The organism is Ammoniphilus soli (assembly GCF_040813775.1).
The window spans coordinates 19,965-36,585 of sequence record NZ_JBEGDL010000021.1 but is presented as its reverse complement, the minus strand read 5'-3'; the positions used below and the strand labels follow the sequence as shown (position 1 = coordinate 36,585).

Below are 16,621 nucleotides of genomic sequence, written 5' to 3'. Positions count from 1 at the left end.
ATTTTATGAACTCTATAATAGGCAAGATTTCTTAACGATTTGTGTGGGAAATTCTTAATAATTTCTTAAACAGTATAAAAACAGCACACCTACCTTTAGCAGGTAAGCGTGCTCTTCTTGTCTTCTTCTATAAAAGTTTATATCATCCGCTTGCTTGTTTCATCATTTTCGTGGCAACGGCTACTATCAATAAGATCAGTGCAAATAATAGGATGGAATAGGTCCCAAAATGAGTTAAAAACTGGCTAACCGCTCCTATGGATTGACCAAAATACCTTCCCGCCATGAACAGGGCAACTGTCCAGACAAAGCCTGTCGTATAGGAAAACAAGGCATACTTTGCAAATGATAGTTTATTCATCCCAACAATATAAGGCACAACGTGTCGAACAACAGGAAAGAAATAACTCACAACCAGTGATAATATTCCGTAACGATGAATGAGCTTGTGGGCCTTCTCCACATATTTGCCCATTTTCTCTTTTCGCATCAGATAGTTTAGGGCTGGCGAACCAATGGCTCTTCCTATCGCGTAGCCGATGGATAATCCTGAAATGACCCCAGCATACGTGAGCAAAAAGGCAGGGATCGGTTTTAAAATTCCCAGAGAGGTAACAAAACCTCCGCTCATGACGATCACCTCATCGGGAATAGGCATACCGACAATGCCCAGCCACAAAAAGAAAAACAGAGCGGCATAGCCATACTGTTCAATATCTTGAACAATGAGATCCAAAGGCAACCTTTAAGCACCTTCCTTCTATTGCTTTTCGCATGTATAAATAAAAGCTGGGGGAAAATTAAAGAGCTCGAAAGCAATGTCCATTTTCTTAAAATATTGCTTTAGCATGGTCTTCATCTGCAATGAATACTGAAAGGCAATAAACAGCCCTCCTGGCTTTAAACAATCCATTACGGCATTCATGATTTCTATTCGCAGCTCCGGTGAAAAGTTAGCAAAGGGGAGACCAGAGATAATGCAATCCACTTGCGGAATATTGAGTTTTTGCAATAGGCTGTCCAACTTCTCAGCATCCGAACTAAAATAACAGGATGGAAAAGAAGCCTGCAATTCCTTGCGCATCTGTGCATCCTTTTCAATGATGATGGCTTTGGTTGATTCTTTTTTCTGTTGATGAATATATCTGGTGAATACTCCTGTACCTGCCCCTAATTCAACAATGGCATCCATTGTATCCCAAGAAATTTGTTCAAACATCTTTTTGGCAAGAAAAGAGGAACTTGGTGTAATGCTCCCAATATGGGTTGGCGACTGAATAAACTTAAATAAAAACGTTAAGCGGTCATTCGTTAAACCTATCATGAAGCTCTCTCTCCTTGTGGTCATCCAAAATTTTAAAAATTATATAAATATTCCTCTATTATATCCTAAAATGATTACATTCGATTAAACAAATGTAATCATTTTATAAATTCTATTCGTTGTCTGGAGATCAATGGCGAGTGGAAGCTCTACAGTACCCCTCATTCATTATAGACGTATGGCCGATCAGAAAGGTTACATCTATTAACGAGCGTTCCTATAATTATGGGAAATTGCAGTAATGTAATACAGCAAAAAGGCCTGACTCATCCAATGAAATCAGGCCTTCGTTTTCTCCGGTATTGGCTGCTTTTCTTAAAGAAACGAACCTTCTTTTATTATTTAGTATATCCTTTATAAAAAAGCAGTGCCAATGCGCTACCCCCTCAACAAGTTAAATTATACCAAAATTTACAAACATGTCAGGTCGATAGGCAGATAATATAACAAGGTCTTTCTCTTATTTGTAACAAAACTACCCGCACCAACGTCAAATAGGTAGATTGCGTTTTGGGAGTTGAAAAAATGAAACAAGATTTATATTTGCTTCCGCAGGATATGTTCGTTCAAATGGCCAATCACCTCAGCATGAAGCCGCATCATCTAGAATACAAATTGGGTGTATTGCTTATATTAGGTTTTTTCTTTTGTATGGTGCTAACTACCATTCGTTTAACGTTTCATTCTTGGAGCAGAAAGAAGACTTATTAGGAGCTTATAAGAGGTCAAAAATGATCACTTTCTTATGGTGGACGTGTCTAATTTTATCCGGGGTTGCGTCAATATACGGATTCACTAAACGCTCATGGCCTTTGCTCTTATTCAGTGGTCTAGTTTTCTCACCTGTTGCCTATTATTTTCTGGGAGCTGAAAATAGCCTCATGGCCATTGGATTCATCCCTATCATTCAATTATTATTAGCTTTTATTTTTTGGTTTAATGGAAGTAAAAATAAGCCAAACCAAAGTACTTAGGGAATCGATCTATAACGTTCACGGAATTGTCGAACTTGCTAATTTAAACACAGTGAAAATAGTGTTAAAATCAACTAGACAAAATAATACATAGGAGTGACACTAATGGATAAATTATTTATCGTAGGCTTAGCGGCAGTCCCAACTATTGCTTTCTTTGGATGGGCAATTTTTATTATTAATGCATAAGGAGCATCGTTTGCTCCTTTTATTTTTTCTCCAATCTCCTACTCCACTCGACAAATCTCCTCGTGCGTATTTATCTTTTAAGAGGGAAAAATATAAGCATCCTAAGCTATAGGGGGAGCATCCATGAAACAACAGCCAAGAAATGAAGAGCTCAAGCAAAGCAAGCAGTATATACCCAATCCGCAAACCGGTGAAATGATGGAAGTGAATACCTTCTCCGGGAAAGAGTTATTTTGGAGAGAAACCAACGAAAACAATGAAGAGTCTTAGATCCAAAAGCCGTTCCTATTATGAGGAGCGGCTTTCTGATTTCTACTTTACATTATTCTGTTCAACCAAAGGGTTCGCCCCACTTGTCGCTGTAGCTTGAACGTGGGATTGCAGACTTCCTAAAATGCTGTTGATTTTCGTAATATCATCCTGAAGCTCAACGGGGGTGTTCTCGGTCTCTCCAGGGATCATGCGCAAAGCCAAACATCCAGACTCATTCATGAAAGAGTTCCCCTTCATAAATGAGAATACCAATGGGGTTTGGTTGGGACTATTCATAAAGAGTAGTCGGGGAACAGAAACAATAGAACCTACAATAGATCACGTCAAGAAATCTACGGACTGGTGGAGGGACTGGCTGTAATGTATTCATCCCTGAAAAACAAGCTTAGCGCTTGTTTTTTTTGTTCCATCCAACCCTTTCCTTTGTTTTTATAAGCCGGTTTAACTAAAATCAGCTTAAGAAAGAGAGGGGTCATCATGCATTTCATTTTCGAATTTATTATAGGGCTCATCGTTCGTGTATTTGTAGAGATCATCCTGGAAAGAATCCTCTACGGCATCTTCCGCTTGCTTAGGTTCCTCTATACCTTGCTCAAAAAACCATTCGTTTAAAGAATAGCCTTCCTTGCAAATAAACAAGGTTTATTTTTAACTACATTAGTAAAGAACTGGTTATGGGCTTTAAATTTGGAGGAGGATTGATATGCCAAAGTGGATGAACCTTATGTTAGGTATCCTTATTTTCACCATTGCTTCTGCATGTGGCAGTCCTAATGCTGAAGATTATCAGAAGGATAAGGATGCAGCTGCTCAATTGATTGCACAATTTGAAGCTACACAATCACAAATCACCTATAAAGATCCCGCATCATTTACAAAAGGCGACCAATATCTAACCCCTGAATTCGCTAAACAATATCATGAATTGCGGGCCGGAATGGAACAATTTATAAAAGATTCAAAAGCGACGGTAAGCGGGACAGAACCAACCATCACCTTCATCGAACATGATGGCGATGATTTTCTTTTTAACTTTGAAGTTAACCGAACCATCACCAGTGAGGTAACCAACACCTCCGCTAATTCACAGGTTAAATATATTGTAACGGTTACGAAGCAAGAGAATGGGTCCTTTCTAATAAGTAATATGGAGGAACTGAAGGAATAAAAGAGACTGACTCCAAGTCGTGAAACCTGTCTCTTTTAAAAAAGCGGGCGAGGAAATCGGTACCTGGGACGAAAGAGTGAAACGCCCATTTTTACATTCCCGTGTTAAATAAGTGAAGAATTCGTCAATTAAAATCAAAATCAACCACTATACAATTGAAATAGTGGGCAAAGCTCCACCTAATTCAGCTTTATCTCCTCATTTCAGTCGTTTCATCGCCTTTAGTGGGTGTTTTTCCACCTAAAGGAAAGAAATAGTAATGATATGGAGATTTAGTTGGAGAATTTCCACTAACAGCCTCTTCTCTTCTCGTCCGGAACCTACTCTGACTCCAAAAATATTTTTAAAAAAAGGCTGCCCCCATTTACCGATGGATAAGGACAGCCTCATAAAAAACAAGTCTATTTATCCCCGCGAGCTCGGCTTTGCAGGGCCTGAATGGCATCCGCTTGTTGATGAAGCTGATCCTGGACCTGTCCAATCGCATTTTTTCGTTGTGGTTTATCATTTGGCTGCTTACGATCCGGCATTTTCTTTCACTCCTTCTGCAGGGTTTCGAGGTAAATATACATAAGATTATACGAAAAGGTAGAAAATATAACTGCTTGGAGTTCTAACGGAATCCAAGCAGTTATATTACTTATTTTTAAGTTGCCGGTGTTGGTGTTGTTGTACCTTCAGCCCCCGGAGCCGTTGGTGTTGGCGTTGTATCTCCCGCTCCTGGAGCCGTTGGTGTTGGCGTTGTATCTCCTGCCCCCGGAGTTGCTGGGGTTTGATCCATTTCCGGCGTTTCATCGGTTCCTGGGGTTTCATCTGTATCGCGTGTTGGAATTGTGATATATCCCTTATCTGCTAAATTTTTAATGACAGCGGCCATCTGTTCCCTGGTCAAAGGCTGGTTGGGATTAAAGAAACCTTGTCCCGTTCCCTGCATAATCCCTTGCTCCCGTGCCCATTCGATACTTTCGCTGGACCAGCGTGTGCTTGGCACATCCGTAAAGTATCCTTTATCAGCCGTTGGTGTTGCATCCGCTGTATTACGAATTCCAACGGATTTATCCAAACCACGTTGATTATTACCAGTTTGATCAAGGGAACGAGTACCAGCTTGATTATAGTTGCGAGTCCCTGCTTGATTATTATCATTCGCCATACCGCAACCAACCAGTGTACTTGCCACTAATGTAATCGCCATCAAAGACTTGATCGATTTCTTCATGATATCCCCCCTTCGTACCTATAGCTTTTGAAGGAGGGAAAGGTCTTAGTCTGTAAGTTCTTGGACGCAAAAAAGAGCCTCTTGAACGAGGAGACCCTTTTTTACTTTATTTATCTTATACCTGTATTCACGCCTGCAGCCATTCTCTATTATCCAACATATCTCTGTTTAAAACTTCCACCAGCTTATCGACAATGATAGGTAAATAAAGTGTTCCTTTATCAGCTTGCAGCAAATCTAAAGCCTCTTCTCTTAATTTAGCCTTGCTATAGGCTCTCAGACTTGTCATCGCATCAAAACTGTCGGCAATCGAAACAATCTGAGTTTTTAGATCAATATCTTCGCCACTCAACCCAAACGGATAACCCGACCCGTTTAATCTTTCATGATGCAATAAAATTATATATTTGATATCCATAAGAATCGAACGATGCGCGTTTAGAATTTCAAATCCATAAACAGGGTGTTTTTGTATCTGACCCCATTCCTCGAAACTTAACTTAGCCGGTTTAGTTAAAACATCCTTGCTGATTTTTAATTTGCCAATATCATGAAGTAATCCACCATAATATACAATTTCTTGTTCCTTCTTAGAAAAATCCATTGTTTTTGCAATGGCTAATGACAAGTCGGCTACTCTCGTGCAGTGATAGTAAGTGTCAGGATCATGCTCCTTTAATTTCCTAAGAAGCTTATTCAACTCGTTCTCCCCCAATCAATAAAAAACCCATCCTTCGAAAAAAGAGCATGAAAGATAGTAAACTGAACCCAACTTTTCCATAACCCGGCCAAACTAGCGAAAAGTGTGCCTTTAACTTGTAGCTTTGTCTCACTATCTTTCGTATAGGTTGCCGTTGTCTTAGGGAAGTAGCTTTATGTATTTATAAGTTGGTTTTTATTGAAATCTGTTGAATTTTGCAAAATATGTATACTAAATTATAACCCTTTATCCTAATATTTACAATACTTTCGGCTCAGATCAATAATTTTATTTAGTTCCAAAGCCCTGATATCCAAATCATCACAATCGAATATCTGACATATCTGTTTCACAATAAGGACACATCCAGTGATCATTGGAACTTCCATATGAAGGGGAGTTACAATAACTACAATTTTTTTTAAACATCCCAATAAACTCCTTCACTTATAATAGAAATATTTTAGCATGTGATGAAAACCTTTGATGTTAAGATTCGCTAAATTTTCCATTAAAAAAGAGCAAAATTGCGCGAAGGCAAAAAAGGCCTGATCAACATCCCAAAGGGTGAGATCAGGCTTAAGCCTTTAACTATACTAGCGAAGGAACCTGCAGCGTTGCAGCGAGCTGGTTCAATTCGTCTATTACACTCTCGCTGATCGGAATTCCCGTCCGCATCCGATCCTCTTCTATATTAAACTCAATTTCTCCTGGCAGATAGAGCTCTTCCACTCCGCTTGCTTTCACCGCATCTTTTACGTAGGAGGACAGAATAGTAGCCATCGTTTTGAAACGATCGACATCCATGAAGGAAGAAATGTTAATCGCCAGCATAAAGTGACCGATCGACTGTTTTTGAGTCAGGTCATACATCGACGGAATCATTTTAGAAAATTCCCCGCCGGATAATACACCGGTCAGCATTTCAATCATGAGGGCAAGTCCGAATCCCTTAGGGCCGCCCATGGGTAAAATGAAGCCGCCGTTTAAAACAGCCGAAGGGTCCGTGGTTGTCTTTCCGTCCTTATCAACCCCCCAGCCTTCCGGAATAGAGGTCCCTTTCGCTTTGGCAAACAGAATTTTGCCCAATGCCACATTGCTGAGTGCCATATCTAGAAGCAACGGGTACTTATTGTTGGTTGGTGCGGCAATGGCCAACGGATTGTTGCCCAGTACCTTCTCCGCTCCGCCTATCGGCGGCATTAGCGGAGCTGTGTTGCTCATGACGATGCCAATCATGTTCTTCTTGCTGGCCATCAGCGCATAATGGGCAGCGATGCCGAAATGGTTGCTGTTCTTAACCGTGACCGCTCCGATGCCATATTCTGCAGCTTTTTCCATTGCCTTTTCCATCGCTTGAGTGGCCACGACTTGACCGGCTGAAAAATCCCCATCATATACGGCGATCGCTTTGTCATCTTTTTCGACAATCACGTTGGACACGTTGCGAATATATTCTTTCTGAATGCGCTGGATATAGATCGGCAGTCTCATCAAGCCATGGCTGTGAATCCCTCTCGCATCCGCTTCAATCATCGTTTCGGTAATGATCTGCGCTTCTTGTTCCGGTACTCCAGCCTTCACCAAACAACGGTTAGAGAATTCGGCTAATTGGGTGGTTTGGATATCCATACGTTTCGTCCTTCTTCCTATTAATAAATTCCCTTATACTACTTCAACAAAAACCTGATTATCTTCAATGGTCACTTCGTATGTTTTCACCTTGACCTTTTCAGGATCAAACAAAGAGCGTCCGGTCTTGATATCAAATTCCCAGCTATGCCAAGGGCATCGCAGCACTTCTTTTTCCTGTTCGAAAATATATTCGCCTACATCATACCCGCTGCAGTTTTTGTCCAGCATGCCTGCGGATAAGCAAGGTCCCTTATGAGGGCACACATCGCGCAAAGCGTATACTTCCCCACTCTGGGATCGAACGACGACAATCGGCTTTCGGTCGATGGAAACCGCCTTTTTGCCTTCTTGCTTCAATTCGTCATAATTGCATATCAGATGCTTCATGTCATACCACTCCTTTTTGGCCTGATTGCCGGTGAGATTATAGGTTGTAAAAATGGCGTGCGTTGTCGAACATAATCTTTTGCCGCAAGCTGTCTGGCGTTCCATGCGGTAGCGTGCGTTCTGGCGGATCGAAGTCCCAGTGCGGATAATCCGAAGCGTACATAATCATCTCTTCCGAACCCATCATGTCAATGATATTCATAAACTCTTTCGCTGTCAGATCGTCCCACGGCTGGGTAGTAAACCGCAGGTTATCGCGGAAATAGTCACTCGGCATCCGTTTGACCCAAGGCGTTTCCTGTCTTAGTCCCTTATACGCCGAATCCATTCGATGCATCATGAAAGGAACCCATTCAAACCCGCCTTCAACTAAAGCGACCTTTAAATCAGGAAATTTATCGAATACGCCATTGGTGATCAAGCTGATGGTTTGTGTCATGTACGCTTGCGGATGTAAAGAGCGCCAAGCCACATAGTATCTCAAGAAGTCTCCGCCCTGAGCAGTTATTGTTGCGGAAAGATGCATGCCAATAGGCAATCCATGGCGGTTGGCTGCTTCAAAGATCGGATGATATTGCGGATCTCCCCAAGCAAAATCTCCAATCGGCAGCATGACCTGCTTCATCTGCGGGTGGGCGGCCATCCGGTCGATTTCGCGAACCGCTGCTGCCGGATCTCTGGGAATGGTGATCGAGCCCAAGAGCCTCTTATCCTTTTCTAGCCAATGCTCTACAGTATAGTCGTTGTAAGCGGATGCGCGGGCTGCAGCAAATTCATACCATCCATTGCATACCGTCGCTTCATAAAACCATCCAGTCAACACGGCATAGGTCATATTGTGCTCATCCAATAGCTGCTCCTTCATCAATTCATAGCTCGAACCGGGTGTAGAACCGTCCTCGGGACGGGTATCCATACGATATTTCGTTTCTTTTCTGATTTGGTTGAATGGGATGGATCTTTCCGGTACCCATCCATATTCGGAAATGTATCGTTTCCACTGATCTGGCAAATAAGGGAGCAAATCTTTCAGAGAACGTATTTCATGGTGCACATCAGTATCAATGAGGCCTGTGGGTTGTTTTTTTCGGCTGCTCGTTTCCTGCAAATGGTTTAATTCAGTTTGGGTCGTCATTTGGTTTTCCTCCTTATCCTTCATTCCTTACATGCTGTCGTCGATGCGTAACACAATTTTTCCGATGTTTTTGTTTTGTTCCATATATTCATGAGCTTCCATAGCCTGTGTCCAATCGAAAACCTGATCAATGACGGGAACGAGCTTGCCGTTTCTCAACCGGTCTTCGGCAAAGTGCATAAAAGCCTGCGTTAATTCAATTTTGTTGGATTCGGTACGGGATCTTAAGGTTGAGCCGATGAGTTGAATCCTTTTCCTCATAAGCGACTGGAGATTAAACTGTTCGAGCTGATATCCCCCCATGCCGCCGATCACGAGCCATCTGCCGTCCAATCCAATAGATTGTATATTTTGCTCAAAATACGAAGCGCCGACCGGATCGAGAATGACCTGAACCCCTTTTCCACCGGTAAACTCCGCTACTTTTTTCGAAAAATCCTCTTCCTTGTAATGGATCACATGCTGTGCGCCAAGTGACTGGCAGACCTCTAATTTTTCCTTCGAGCCAGCCGTTGCGATCGGGATAGCCCCCATCTCCTTAACCAACTGGATGGCGGCTGTTCCTACCCCGCTGGCGGCAGCATGGATCAAGACATAGTCGCCAGCGGATACCTTTCCCAAAACCGATAGATTCAGGAAGGCGGTCAGATAAGCTTCCGGAATGGCCGAAGCTTGCTCGAAGGAAAAATGATCAGGAAGGGGAATCGCCATGCCGGCGGGTATCACAACTTTTTCCGCATAGCCGCCGCCTGGGAGCAAAGCGCAGATACGATCCCCTGCTTTCCAACCGGTCACCTTCCGCCCTGCCTTCTCTACCGTCCCCGCCATCTCTAGGCCAAGAATCGTGGATGCACCTGCGGGTGGGGGGTACTTTCCTATTCTTTGCAATAAGTCCGCTCGGTTTAAGGCGGTTGCTTTGACAGAGACGAGCAAATCGTCGTCCCCTGGAACAGGATCCGGTGCCTGACCGATATACAACCGGTTGGTCAACTCTTCTACTAATACCGCTTTCAACATTTCCACGCCCTTTTAGTTTTTTTACAAACAAAAAACCCAGCAACAAAGAGCCTTCGCTCCTGTTACTGGGTCTTATCTACTTCGCCTGAGATAGAGTTTGGGTCTATCCCCATAGATAACCAGCTGTCTTCGAAATTATCGATTCGGTTTTGATTCTTGATAGCGGTCCCATGCCGAACGGAGCGCCTGTACTAGAGCTCCCTGGGAGGGAATGATGCAATGCTGCCTCACGGTATCCAAAAGAGGGTTAATGCCTTCCTTCAGATTATAGCCCTTCACTAAATCGCTGAGATAGTAGTTCATCAGGTCCGTGGTGCAGGTGAATTCGGCATCCTCAATCACTTCGGTCTTACAATCAATGACCAGTACAACGGCCATGGTTTTATACATTTCATAAAGAGTCGTACCTTTGGGAACTTGCGCAAATCCGGTGACCAGCACGGTATCTTGTGTTTTCATTCTGATCTCCTCAGCCTGAAAATATATTATTTATAAAATATTATATAGTCAAACAAAGAGAAGTTCAATAGGTTTTTGAAGGGTTTTATCCCCAAGTTTTGGTTATCCCATGAACCGTCCGCCGTTCACATCCAGTACGGTGCCTGTCATATACTTCGAATCATCGGACGCCAGGAAGGTCACCACTTTCGCCTGATCTTCAATCGTGCCGAGTCTTCTCAAAGGAATATCTTCGAGGACGGAAGTTCGTTCGGTTTCATCCATTTTATTCCAAGTTTCCTGCAAGCGTTCGCCGCTGATGACAAGCCCTGGCGCAATCGCATTGACGCGGATCTGATACGGTCCCATTTCCTTAGCCAAACGTCTGGTGAAGGCAATGATGCCTCCTTTTGCCGCAGCATAGGATACCCCTGTTACAATACTGGCGGTTCTACCTCCGATCGAAGCCAAATTGATCATACTCCCACCACCGGCTGCTTTCATCAGAGGGATCGCGGCCTGGGAACAAAGGAACGTTCCTTTCAGATTCACGCCGAGAACCAGATCCCAATGCTCCTCCATAATTTCCTCTATTTTTTTCGGTGTCCGCAATTCTCCCCCAGCATTGTTGACTAGAATATCCAGTTTGCCAAAGGTGTCTCGAATAAAGTCCATCAATGCAATGACCTGCTGCTTATCAGCAATATTGGCCGCATGTCCATAAGCGGAATAGCCTTCACTCCGTAAAGATTCAACCGCAGCAGCAACAGAAGCCTCATCCAGATCATTAATAACAACCGTTGCCCCTTCCTTCAGCATATCCAGGGCCATCGCATACCCCAAACCGCGCGCGGATCCGGTAATACAAGCAATTTTCCCTTCCAGTCTCATGACAAGCCCCCTAGCCTTAGATTTCCATATCAGTAGAAAACATATCTTTCTTTTTCTTCATTCCAGCGAATACGCTAGTCAAGATGATGATAGCTGTCAAAGCCAGTAATCCCGCTGCAATCGGCCTGGTGAAGAAAATACTGAAGCTTCCATTGGAGATCGCAAGAGACTGCAGAAGGGAAGCTTCAATTTCCGCCCCCAAGACAAGTGTTAATACGGTTGCTGCAATGGGAATATCCAGTTTTTTCATCAGATAGCCGATCAGTCCGAATGCAATCATCATTCCTACATCAAACATATTATTATTGACCGTGTAAGCTCCCACCATGGTGAACATCATGATAAGCGGCAGTAAAATCTTATAGGGGATTAGCACAACTTTTGCCCATAAATTGGCTAAAGGAAGATTCATCACCAGCAAAACAAGATTTCCAATAAACATACTGGCTATAATCGCCCATACAAAATCGGCATTTTCCTGGAACAATCTAGGGCCGGGCTGCAATCCATGCATGATGAGCGCACCCATAATGACAGCCACTGTAGGCGAGCTGGGAAGACCCAGCGTGAACAAGGGAATGAGGGCGCTTCCTGAGCAGGCATTGTTGGCCGTTTCCGGTCCTGCTACACCTTCAATAGCGCCCTTCCCAAACTTTGAGGGCTCCTTGGAAACTTTCTTTTCCAGCGTATAAGAGGCTAACGAGGCCAGTACGGCATTCGCACCAGGCATGAGGCCGATGAGAAATCCCAAACCGGTTCCTCTTCCAATCGATTTCATGGCCGGAGCCCATTCGCCTTTTCGCGGGAACAGCCCTGTGACCTTTTCCGGCTTCTCCATTTTCTGATTGCTCTCCGCATTCAGCAGGAGTTCTGAAATCCCAAACAAGCCCATCGCCACAATAACAAAATCGATTCCGCCCAGAAGCTCCGGCACGCCAAAGGTGAATCTCGTGGCTCCCGAGACCGGATCGATCCCGACCAAGGAAAGAATGAGTCCGATGGCCGCAGCGATAAAGCCTTTGACCAGGGACTTCCCCATTAACCCAATGAGCATCATCAGCCCGACCATCATTAAGGTAAAAAATTCAGGTGGGCCAAACCGCAGGGCAAACTTGGCCAGCATGGGCGCAATGAACGTCAAACCGAGCAGGGCAAAGATTCCGCCGACGAACGATCCCATTGCCGAAACCCCGAGAGCCACTCCCGCTCTCCCTTGCTTCGCCAAGGCATGCCCATCAATACAGGTAATTACCGACGCGGCTTCTCCCGGTATATTGATTAAAACTGAAGTCAGCGTACCGCCATACATCGCCCCATAATAGATTCCAGCCAGCATGATAATGGCGGATGTCGGATCCATCCCATAGGTGAGCGGAATCAGAATCGCTGTTCCCGCTACGGGCCCTAGGCCAGGCATGACGCCCACGAACATCCCGACAGACACCCCGAGGATGCAGTAGAGCAGATTTTGCCAGGTTAAGGCCTGGGCAAAGCCGTTAAGCAATAAATCTAGGGATTCCATATCCCCACCTCCTTACCATCCAAGCGAATTTACCGGCAGCGGTATGGCCAGCGCTTTTGCAAAAATCAAAAATATAACCAATGTAATAATGAAAGATAAGGATAATGAATAATACCATTTAAAGGAACGGTACAGCAGCAGAATCAAGGCTAGCGTGCCGGCGATCATGAAACCTGTGAACTCCACTATTAAAACAAACAAAACCATGGACCCAATAATGGCCAAAAACTCTCCCAAGGCCTGCTGCTTGGGGAAAATGTCACTGATCCTGATGGAATGCTTCAACGCACTCAGCAAATAAGTGACAGACAGGACGAATAAAAAGATACTGAGCCAGAAAGGAAAGAATCCTGGGCCAAAGCCTAACGGACCCTCAAAATCCAGCTTCATCGACTGATAGAAAATCACTCCGGAAAAAAATAGAATGGTGGCCGCAGCCCATACTCCCGCATTCCGCACGTTTTAGCACCCCTTTCTTAAAGAAGGGAAAAGGCGCAACGGCATTGCGCCCTTTCGCAAAACCTCTTACTTCTTCAATCCAATCGCTTTAAGCACTTCACCGTTTATGGTGTAATCTTGGTCAATTACGGCCTTGAAATCCGCAGAGCTCTTATAGACTGGGGCAGCCCCGATTTTCTTAAATTGCTCCACCACCGCAGGGTCTTCTAAAGCTTGTTTGAACGAATCATGCAGAATTTGGACCACTTCATCCGGTACATCCTTCGGAGCGACAAGTCCAGTCCATACATCCGCTTGGACATCAATGTTTTTCTCCGTCAAGAGCGGCACATCCTTCAGCTCTTCCGGCTTATAGGTACCTGAGATGAAGATCGGGCGAAGCGTTCCGTCTTGAATAAAGGGCAAGGCTTCTGTCGTTTGTACGACAGCCCCTTCGACATTTCCGCCAAGCAGCGCGGTAAGGGCAGGAGATCCGCCTTTAAACGGAACATGCTTGAGCTGGGCACCCGTTTTTACAGTAAAGTTCTCAATGGTAATATGCTGTGTCAAACCCGCACCGCTCGTACCGTAAGTAAATTTTTGCGGATTCGCTTTCACATATTCCAACCATTCTTCAAACGTCTTCCAAGGGGCATCCGCTTGGACAACCAGCACATTCGGTGTAGCTACAACCTCAATCACCGGCTTGAAATCTTCCGGCGTATAAGCAACGCTTCCATCGTGCGTCTTGATGGTGATCGGCCCGGATGTAGCCATCCCGATCTTATAACCATCGCCCTTGGCCTGAGCGACTTCCGACATCCCTATCGTTCCGCCTCCGCCATCTTTGTTAACGACGGCTACGGTTTGCCCATTCGGCAGATATTTATTGATAACGCCAGCTAGTGCTCTAGACGCTGTATCTGTCGTCCCTCCCGGGGAGAAGGGAACAATCAATTCAATCGGCTTTGTAGGAAAATCGACTTTCTTTTCTTCCGCTGGAGCACCCGTGGCTTGCGTTTCTTGACCGCCGCTCGAGCACCCTACAAGATTCATTGCAAGCGCGCCCACAACCGCTAGCGTCGATAAAAATCTCCATTTTTTCATAAGTAATCCCCCTTTATGATTTTTAAATATTTTTGTTCGTAACCTTATTGGATAACACGCCAATGCCTTCAATTTCCACTTCTACGACATCCCCATCATATAAAGGCGACACGCCGGATGGTGTTCCCGTGATAATTACATCACCAGGTTCTAAGGTCATCACATGAGAAACAAGGGAAATGATTTCGGATGCCGAAAATATCATATCGTTCGTGTTAGAATCCTGTCTGATCTCAGCGTTGACGCGAAGCTGAATCGGTGAACGATCCGGATCGATGTCGGTTGCGATTACAGGGCCAAGCGGCTTGTAGGTAGCAAAGGACTTGGCTCTCGTAAACTGGCCATCCTTCTTTTGCAGCACGCGGTCAGACACGTCATTACAAATGGTGTAACCGAATACATATTCAAGCGCCTCATCTATCGCCACCTCAGACGCTCGCTTCCCGATCACAATAGCAATTTCGGCTTCATGGTCATTCCGGTGCTCAGGGTTGACGAGTTGAATTTCTTCCTCCGGACCAATCACAGCTGTTGGAGATACCAAAAACATCATCGGTTCTTCAGGCAGCGGCTTGTTCATTTCTTCTGCATGCTTTTTGTAATTCAAGCCGATCGCCACCATTTTTCCTGGAACGACAGGAGCAAGCAGCTGCACTTGATTCAACGCAACTCGTTGATCCGTAAGCTTATATGCATCAAAAATCGAACCATCAATCTTAATAATTTCGTCCCCTTCAACTACTCCATAAGAAATGATACCGTTTTCTAAAAATCTAGCAAATTTCATTTCTGATCCCTCTCTCCATTGGCTTTTAATAAATAAAGACAACAAAAATAACCCATTGACAAACAACCCCCATCCCGGGCGCAGTTGTCGCTGAGTTATATCTACGAATCGAGAAATTATTTGTGGTAATTCCCCAATAGATATCCAGCATAACTAGATATTTATTACTTGTTTGAATTTTAACACACCACAAAAAACATTGTCAATATACTTATGTTGTTTACCTTGCAAAGGATCTACAAACTATTGATCAAGCCATATAGCAGTGCGGTTCTTTCAGCGATAGAATCTTTCCATAGGAATTCTTGCGGAGAATGTGCGTATCCTCCTACGACACCTAATCCATCTAAAACAGGCACACCCGTAACAGCAGCAAAATTGCCATCGCTTCCTCCTCCCGTCATCACTTCAGATAACTGGATTCCCAACGTGGAGGCCTGTTTTTGGGCCATTTCAAACAAAACCCCCGTTTGCACCGTTCGAACCATAGGAGGTCGATAGATGGAGCCTTCCACTTTCAGTTGGGTCCGGGCATTGCGGACTTGTAAGCCATGAAATGCCTGTTCCAGTCGTTCTGCCTCCGTCGGGTGCAGCACTCGCACATCCACCTCAGCCATAGCATAATCCGGGACCACATTGAACAGGGTCCCCCCCTTAATCTCTCCCACATTGATGGTTGTCCCGAGGCTTTCATCCGCCCAACCGCTGATTTGTACAATGCGATAAGCTAATTCTTCGATGGCATTCGCCCCATCTTGGGGATTGACTCCTGCATGGGCAGAGCGCCCGAAAACCTCCAAACGAAACTTTCCTCCGCCTTTTCGGGCTGTTTTCAAAGCTCCACCCTCCGCACTTGGCTCCAAGACGAGCACCGCTTCGCTTTTTCTTGCCTCCTCAGCAACGAGATGTCGGCCTGATGGGCTTCCGATTTCCTCATCGGACGTGCATAGCCACACCAGCCGGATATCCCCTGAAAGCCCTTCTTCCTCCAGTAACTCGAACAAATGATACATCATGACATAACTTGCTTTCATATCATAAACACCAGGACCCATTATTTGATCTCCTTCTGCCCTAAAGGGCATACTAGAAAGCGTTCCTTTTGGGTAAACCGTATCCAAATGGCTCAATATCGTAATCTGGCGATCACCTTTGCCCCAGGTGAACCGAATATGATTCCCATAGATGTCATCCGGAATCGTATCCGCCTGCAGCTGAAACCGTGAAAAAACCTTTATTAATTCCGTGCCCAATCGGTCGATTCCTTCCTTATCATGGGAGAACGATTCAATTTCCGTGAATTTTCTAATCAGTTCGATAGAAAGGGCTTCCTGCTCGATTAACCTCTGCTTGATTTGGCTTAACATTATAGTCCTCCTTCTTATCTTTGGTAAAAAAATCTTCATTGAAGCATTTC

21 protein-coding genes are annotated in these 16,621 nt (G+C 44.5%); 4 read left to right on the top strand and 17 right to left on the bottom strand.

The annotated features are described in order from the left end of the window. Positions 1-142 precede the first annotated feature (142 nt). Positions 143-736 carry a DedA family protein gene (locus tag ABLT31_RS27135; protein WP_367757742.1) on the bottom strand — a complete coding sequence of 198 codons (594 nt, stop codon included), beginning with the start codon at positions 734-736 and terminating at the stop codon, positions 143-145. Between the two features lie 24 nt (positions 737-760). Then, entirely contained in the window at positions 761-1,324 is a 564-nt protein-coding gene (locus ABLT31_RS27130) for a class I SAM-dependent methyltransferase (protein WP_367757740.1), read from the bottom strand. Positions 1,325-1,849: 525 nt separating this feature from the next. On the opposite strand from ABLT31_RS27130, the gene ABLT31_RS27125 reads away from it, so the two are divergent. Both ABLT31_RS27125 and ABLT31_RS27120 read left to right on the top strand, forming a co-directional pair. Continuing rightward, positions 1,850-2,035: a hypothetical protein gene (locus tag ABLT31_RS27125; RefSeq protein WP_367757738.1), complete on the top strand. Its 186-nt coding sequence runs from the start codon at positions 1,850-1,852 to the stop codon at positions 2,033-2,035. Between the two features lie 575 nt (positions 2,036-2,610). Continuing rightward, positions 2,611-2,757, top strand: coding sequence for a hypothetical protein (locus ABLT31_RS27120; RefSeq protein ID WP_367757736.1), 147 nt, complete (start codon positions 2,611-2,613; stop codon positions 2,755-2,757). Positions 2,758-2,799: 42 nt separating this feature from the next. Here ABLT31_RS27120 and ABLT31_RS27115 read toward each other — a convergent pair whose 3' ends face one another. Beyond that, positions 2,800-2,979, bottom strand: a complete 180-nt coding sequence (locus ABLT31_RS27115) for a hypothetical protein (RefSeq protein ID WP_367757734.1) — start codon at positions 2,977-2,979, stop codon at positions 2,800-2,802. A 258-nt stretch (positions 2,980-3,237) separates the two neighbouring features. Between ABLT31_RS27115 and ABLT31_RS27110 the strand changes: the two genes are divergently transcribed. Together ABLT31_RS27110 and ABLT31_RS27105 are read left to right on the top strand one after the other, a co-directional pair. After that, positions 3,238-3,372, top strand: coding sequence for a hypothetical protein (locus ABLT31_RS27110; protein WP_367757732.1), 135 nt, complete (start codon positions 3,238-3,240; stop codon positions 3,370-3,372). Between the two features lie 91 nt (positions 3,373-3,463). Beyond that, complete coding sequence (locus ABLT31_RS27105) at positions 3,464-3,928, top strand: hypothetical protein (RefSeq protein WP_367757730.1); 465 nt, start codon at positions 3,464-3,466, stop codon at positions 3,926-3,928. 401 nt (positions 3,929-4,329) lie between these two features. On the opposite strand, the gene ABLT31_RS27100 is transcribed toward ABLT31_RS27105, so the two are convergent. The 14 genes from ABLT31_RS27100 to ABLT31_RS27035 all read right to left on the bottom strand — a co-directional run bounded on the left by ABLT31_RS27100 (position 4,330) and on the right by ABLT31_RS27035 (position 16,571). Next, the gene (locus tag ABLT31_RS27100) at positions 4,330-4,458 is read right to left on the bottom strand and encodes a hypothetical protein (RefSeq protein ID WP_367757728.1); all 129 of its coding nucleotides are present in this window, start codon (positions 4,456-4,458) and stop codon (positions 4,330-4,332) included. A 116-nt stretch (positions 4,459-4,574) separates the two neighbouring features. Next, positions 4,575-5,147, bottom strand: coding sequence for an S-layer homology domain-containing protein (locus ABLT31_RS27095; protein ID WP_367757726.1), 573 nt, complete (start codon positions 5,145-5,147; stop codon positions 4,575-4,577). Between the two features lie 127 nt (positions 5,148-5,274). Then, positions 5,275-5,847: an HD-GYP domain-containing protein gene (locus ABLT31_RS27090; RefSeq protein WP_367757724.1), complete on the bottom strand. Its 573-nt coding sequence runs from the start codon at positions 5,845-5,847 to the stop codon at positions 5,275-5,277. A 591-nt stretch (positions 5,848-6,438) separates the two neighbouring features. Continuing rightward, on the bottom strand, positions 6,439-7,479 hold the full coding sequence (locus ABLT31_RS27085) for an Ldh family oxidoreductase (RefSeq protein ID WP_367757722.1): 1,041 nt from the start codon (positions 7,477-7,479) through the stop codon (positions 6,439-6,441). A gap of 33 nt (positions 7,480-7,512) precedes the next feature. After that, complete coding sequence (locus ABLT31_RS27080; RefSeq protein ID WP_367757720.1) at positions 7,513-7,869, bottom strand: Rieske (2Fe-2S) protein; 357 nt, start codon at positions 7,867-7,869, stop codon at positions 7,513-7,515. 37 nt (positions 7,870-7,906) lie between these two features. Next, positions 7,907-9,004 (bottom strand): amidohydrolase family protein, encoded by a 1,098-nt coding sequence (locus ABLT31_RS27075; protein WP_367757718.1) that lies wholly within the window; start codon positions 9,002-9,004, stop codon positions 7,907-7,909. Positions 9,005-9,031: 27 nt separating this feature from the next. Beyond that, positions 9,032-10,021, bottom strand: a complete 990-nt coding sequence (locus ABLT31_RS27070; RefSeq protein WP_367757716.1) for an NAD(P)H-quinone oxidoreductase — start codon at positions 10,019-10,021, stop codon at positions 9,032-9,034. Between the two features lie 135 nt (positions 10,022-10,156). Beyond that, positions 10,157-10,480 carry a DUF3870 domain-containing protein gene (locus ABLT31_RS27065; protein WP_367757714.1) on the bottom strand — a complete coding sequence of 108 codons (324 nt, stop codon included), beginning with the start codon at positions 10,478-10,480 and terminating at the stop codon, positions 10,157-10,159. 102 nt (positions 10,481-10,582) lie between these two features. Further along, on the bottom strand, positions 10,583-11,350 hold the full coding sequence (locus ABLT31_RS27060) for an SDR family NAD(P)-dependent oxidoreductase (protein WP_367757712.1): 768 nt from the start codon (positions 11,348-11,350) through the stop codon (positions 10,583-10,585). Positions 11,351-11,366: 16 nt separating this feature from the next. Then, positions 11,367-12,872, bottom strand: a complete 1,506-nt coding sequence (locus ABLT31_RS27055; protein WP_367757710.1) for a tripartite tricarboxylate transporter permease — start codon at positions 12,870-12,872, stop codon at positions 11,367-11,369. Positions 12,873-12,884: 12 nt separating this feature from the next. Continuing rightward, positions 12,885-13,331 carry a tripartite tricarboxylate transporter TctB family protein gene (locus tag ABLT31_RS27050; RefSeq protein ID WP_367757708.1) on the bottom strand — a complete coding sequence of 149 codons (447 nt, stop codon included), beginning with the start codon at positions 13,329-13,331 and terminating at the stop codon, positions 12,885-12,887. Positions 13,332-13,397: 66 nt separating this feature from the next. Further along, positions 13,398-14,417 carry a Bug family tripartite tricarboxylate transporter substrate binding protein gene (locus tag ABLT31_RS27045; protein ID WP_367757706.1) on the bottom strand — a complete coding sequence of 340 codons (1,020 nt, stop codon included), beginning with the start codon at positions 14,415-14,417 and terminating at the stop codon, positions 13,398-13,400. A 22-nt stretch (positions 14,418-14,439) separates the two neighbouring features. Continuing rightward, positions 14,440-15,204 (bottom strand): fumarylacetoacetate hydrolase family protein, encoded by a 765-nt coding sequence (locus ABLT31_RS27040; RefSeq protein WP_367757704.1) that lies wholly within the window; start codon positions 15,202-15,204, stop codon positions 14,440-14,442. Positions 15,205-15,440: 236 nt separating this feature from the next. Further along, the gene (locus ABLT31_RS27035; RefSeq protein WP_367757702.1) at positions 15,441-16,571 is read right to left on the bottom strand and encodes a M20 family metallopeptidase; all 1,131 of its coding nucleotides are present in this window, start codon (positions 16,569-16,571) and stop codon (positions 15,441-15,443) included. Positions 16,572-16,621: the final 50 nt, after the last annotated feature.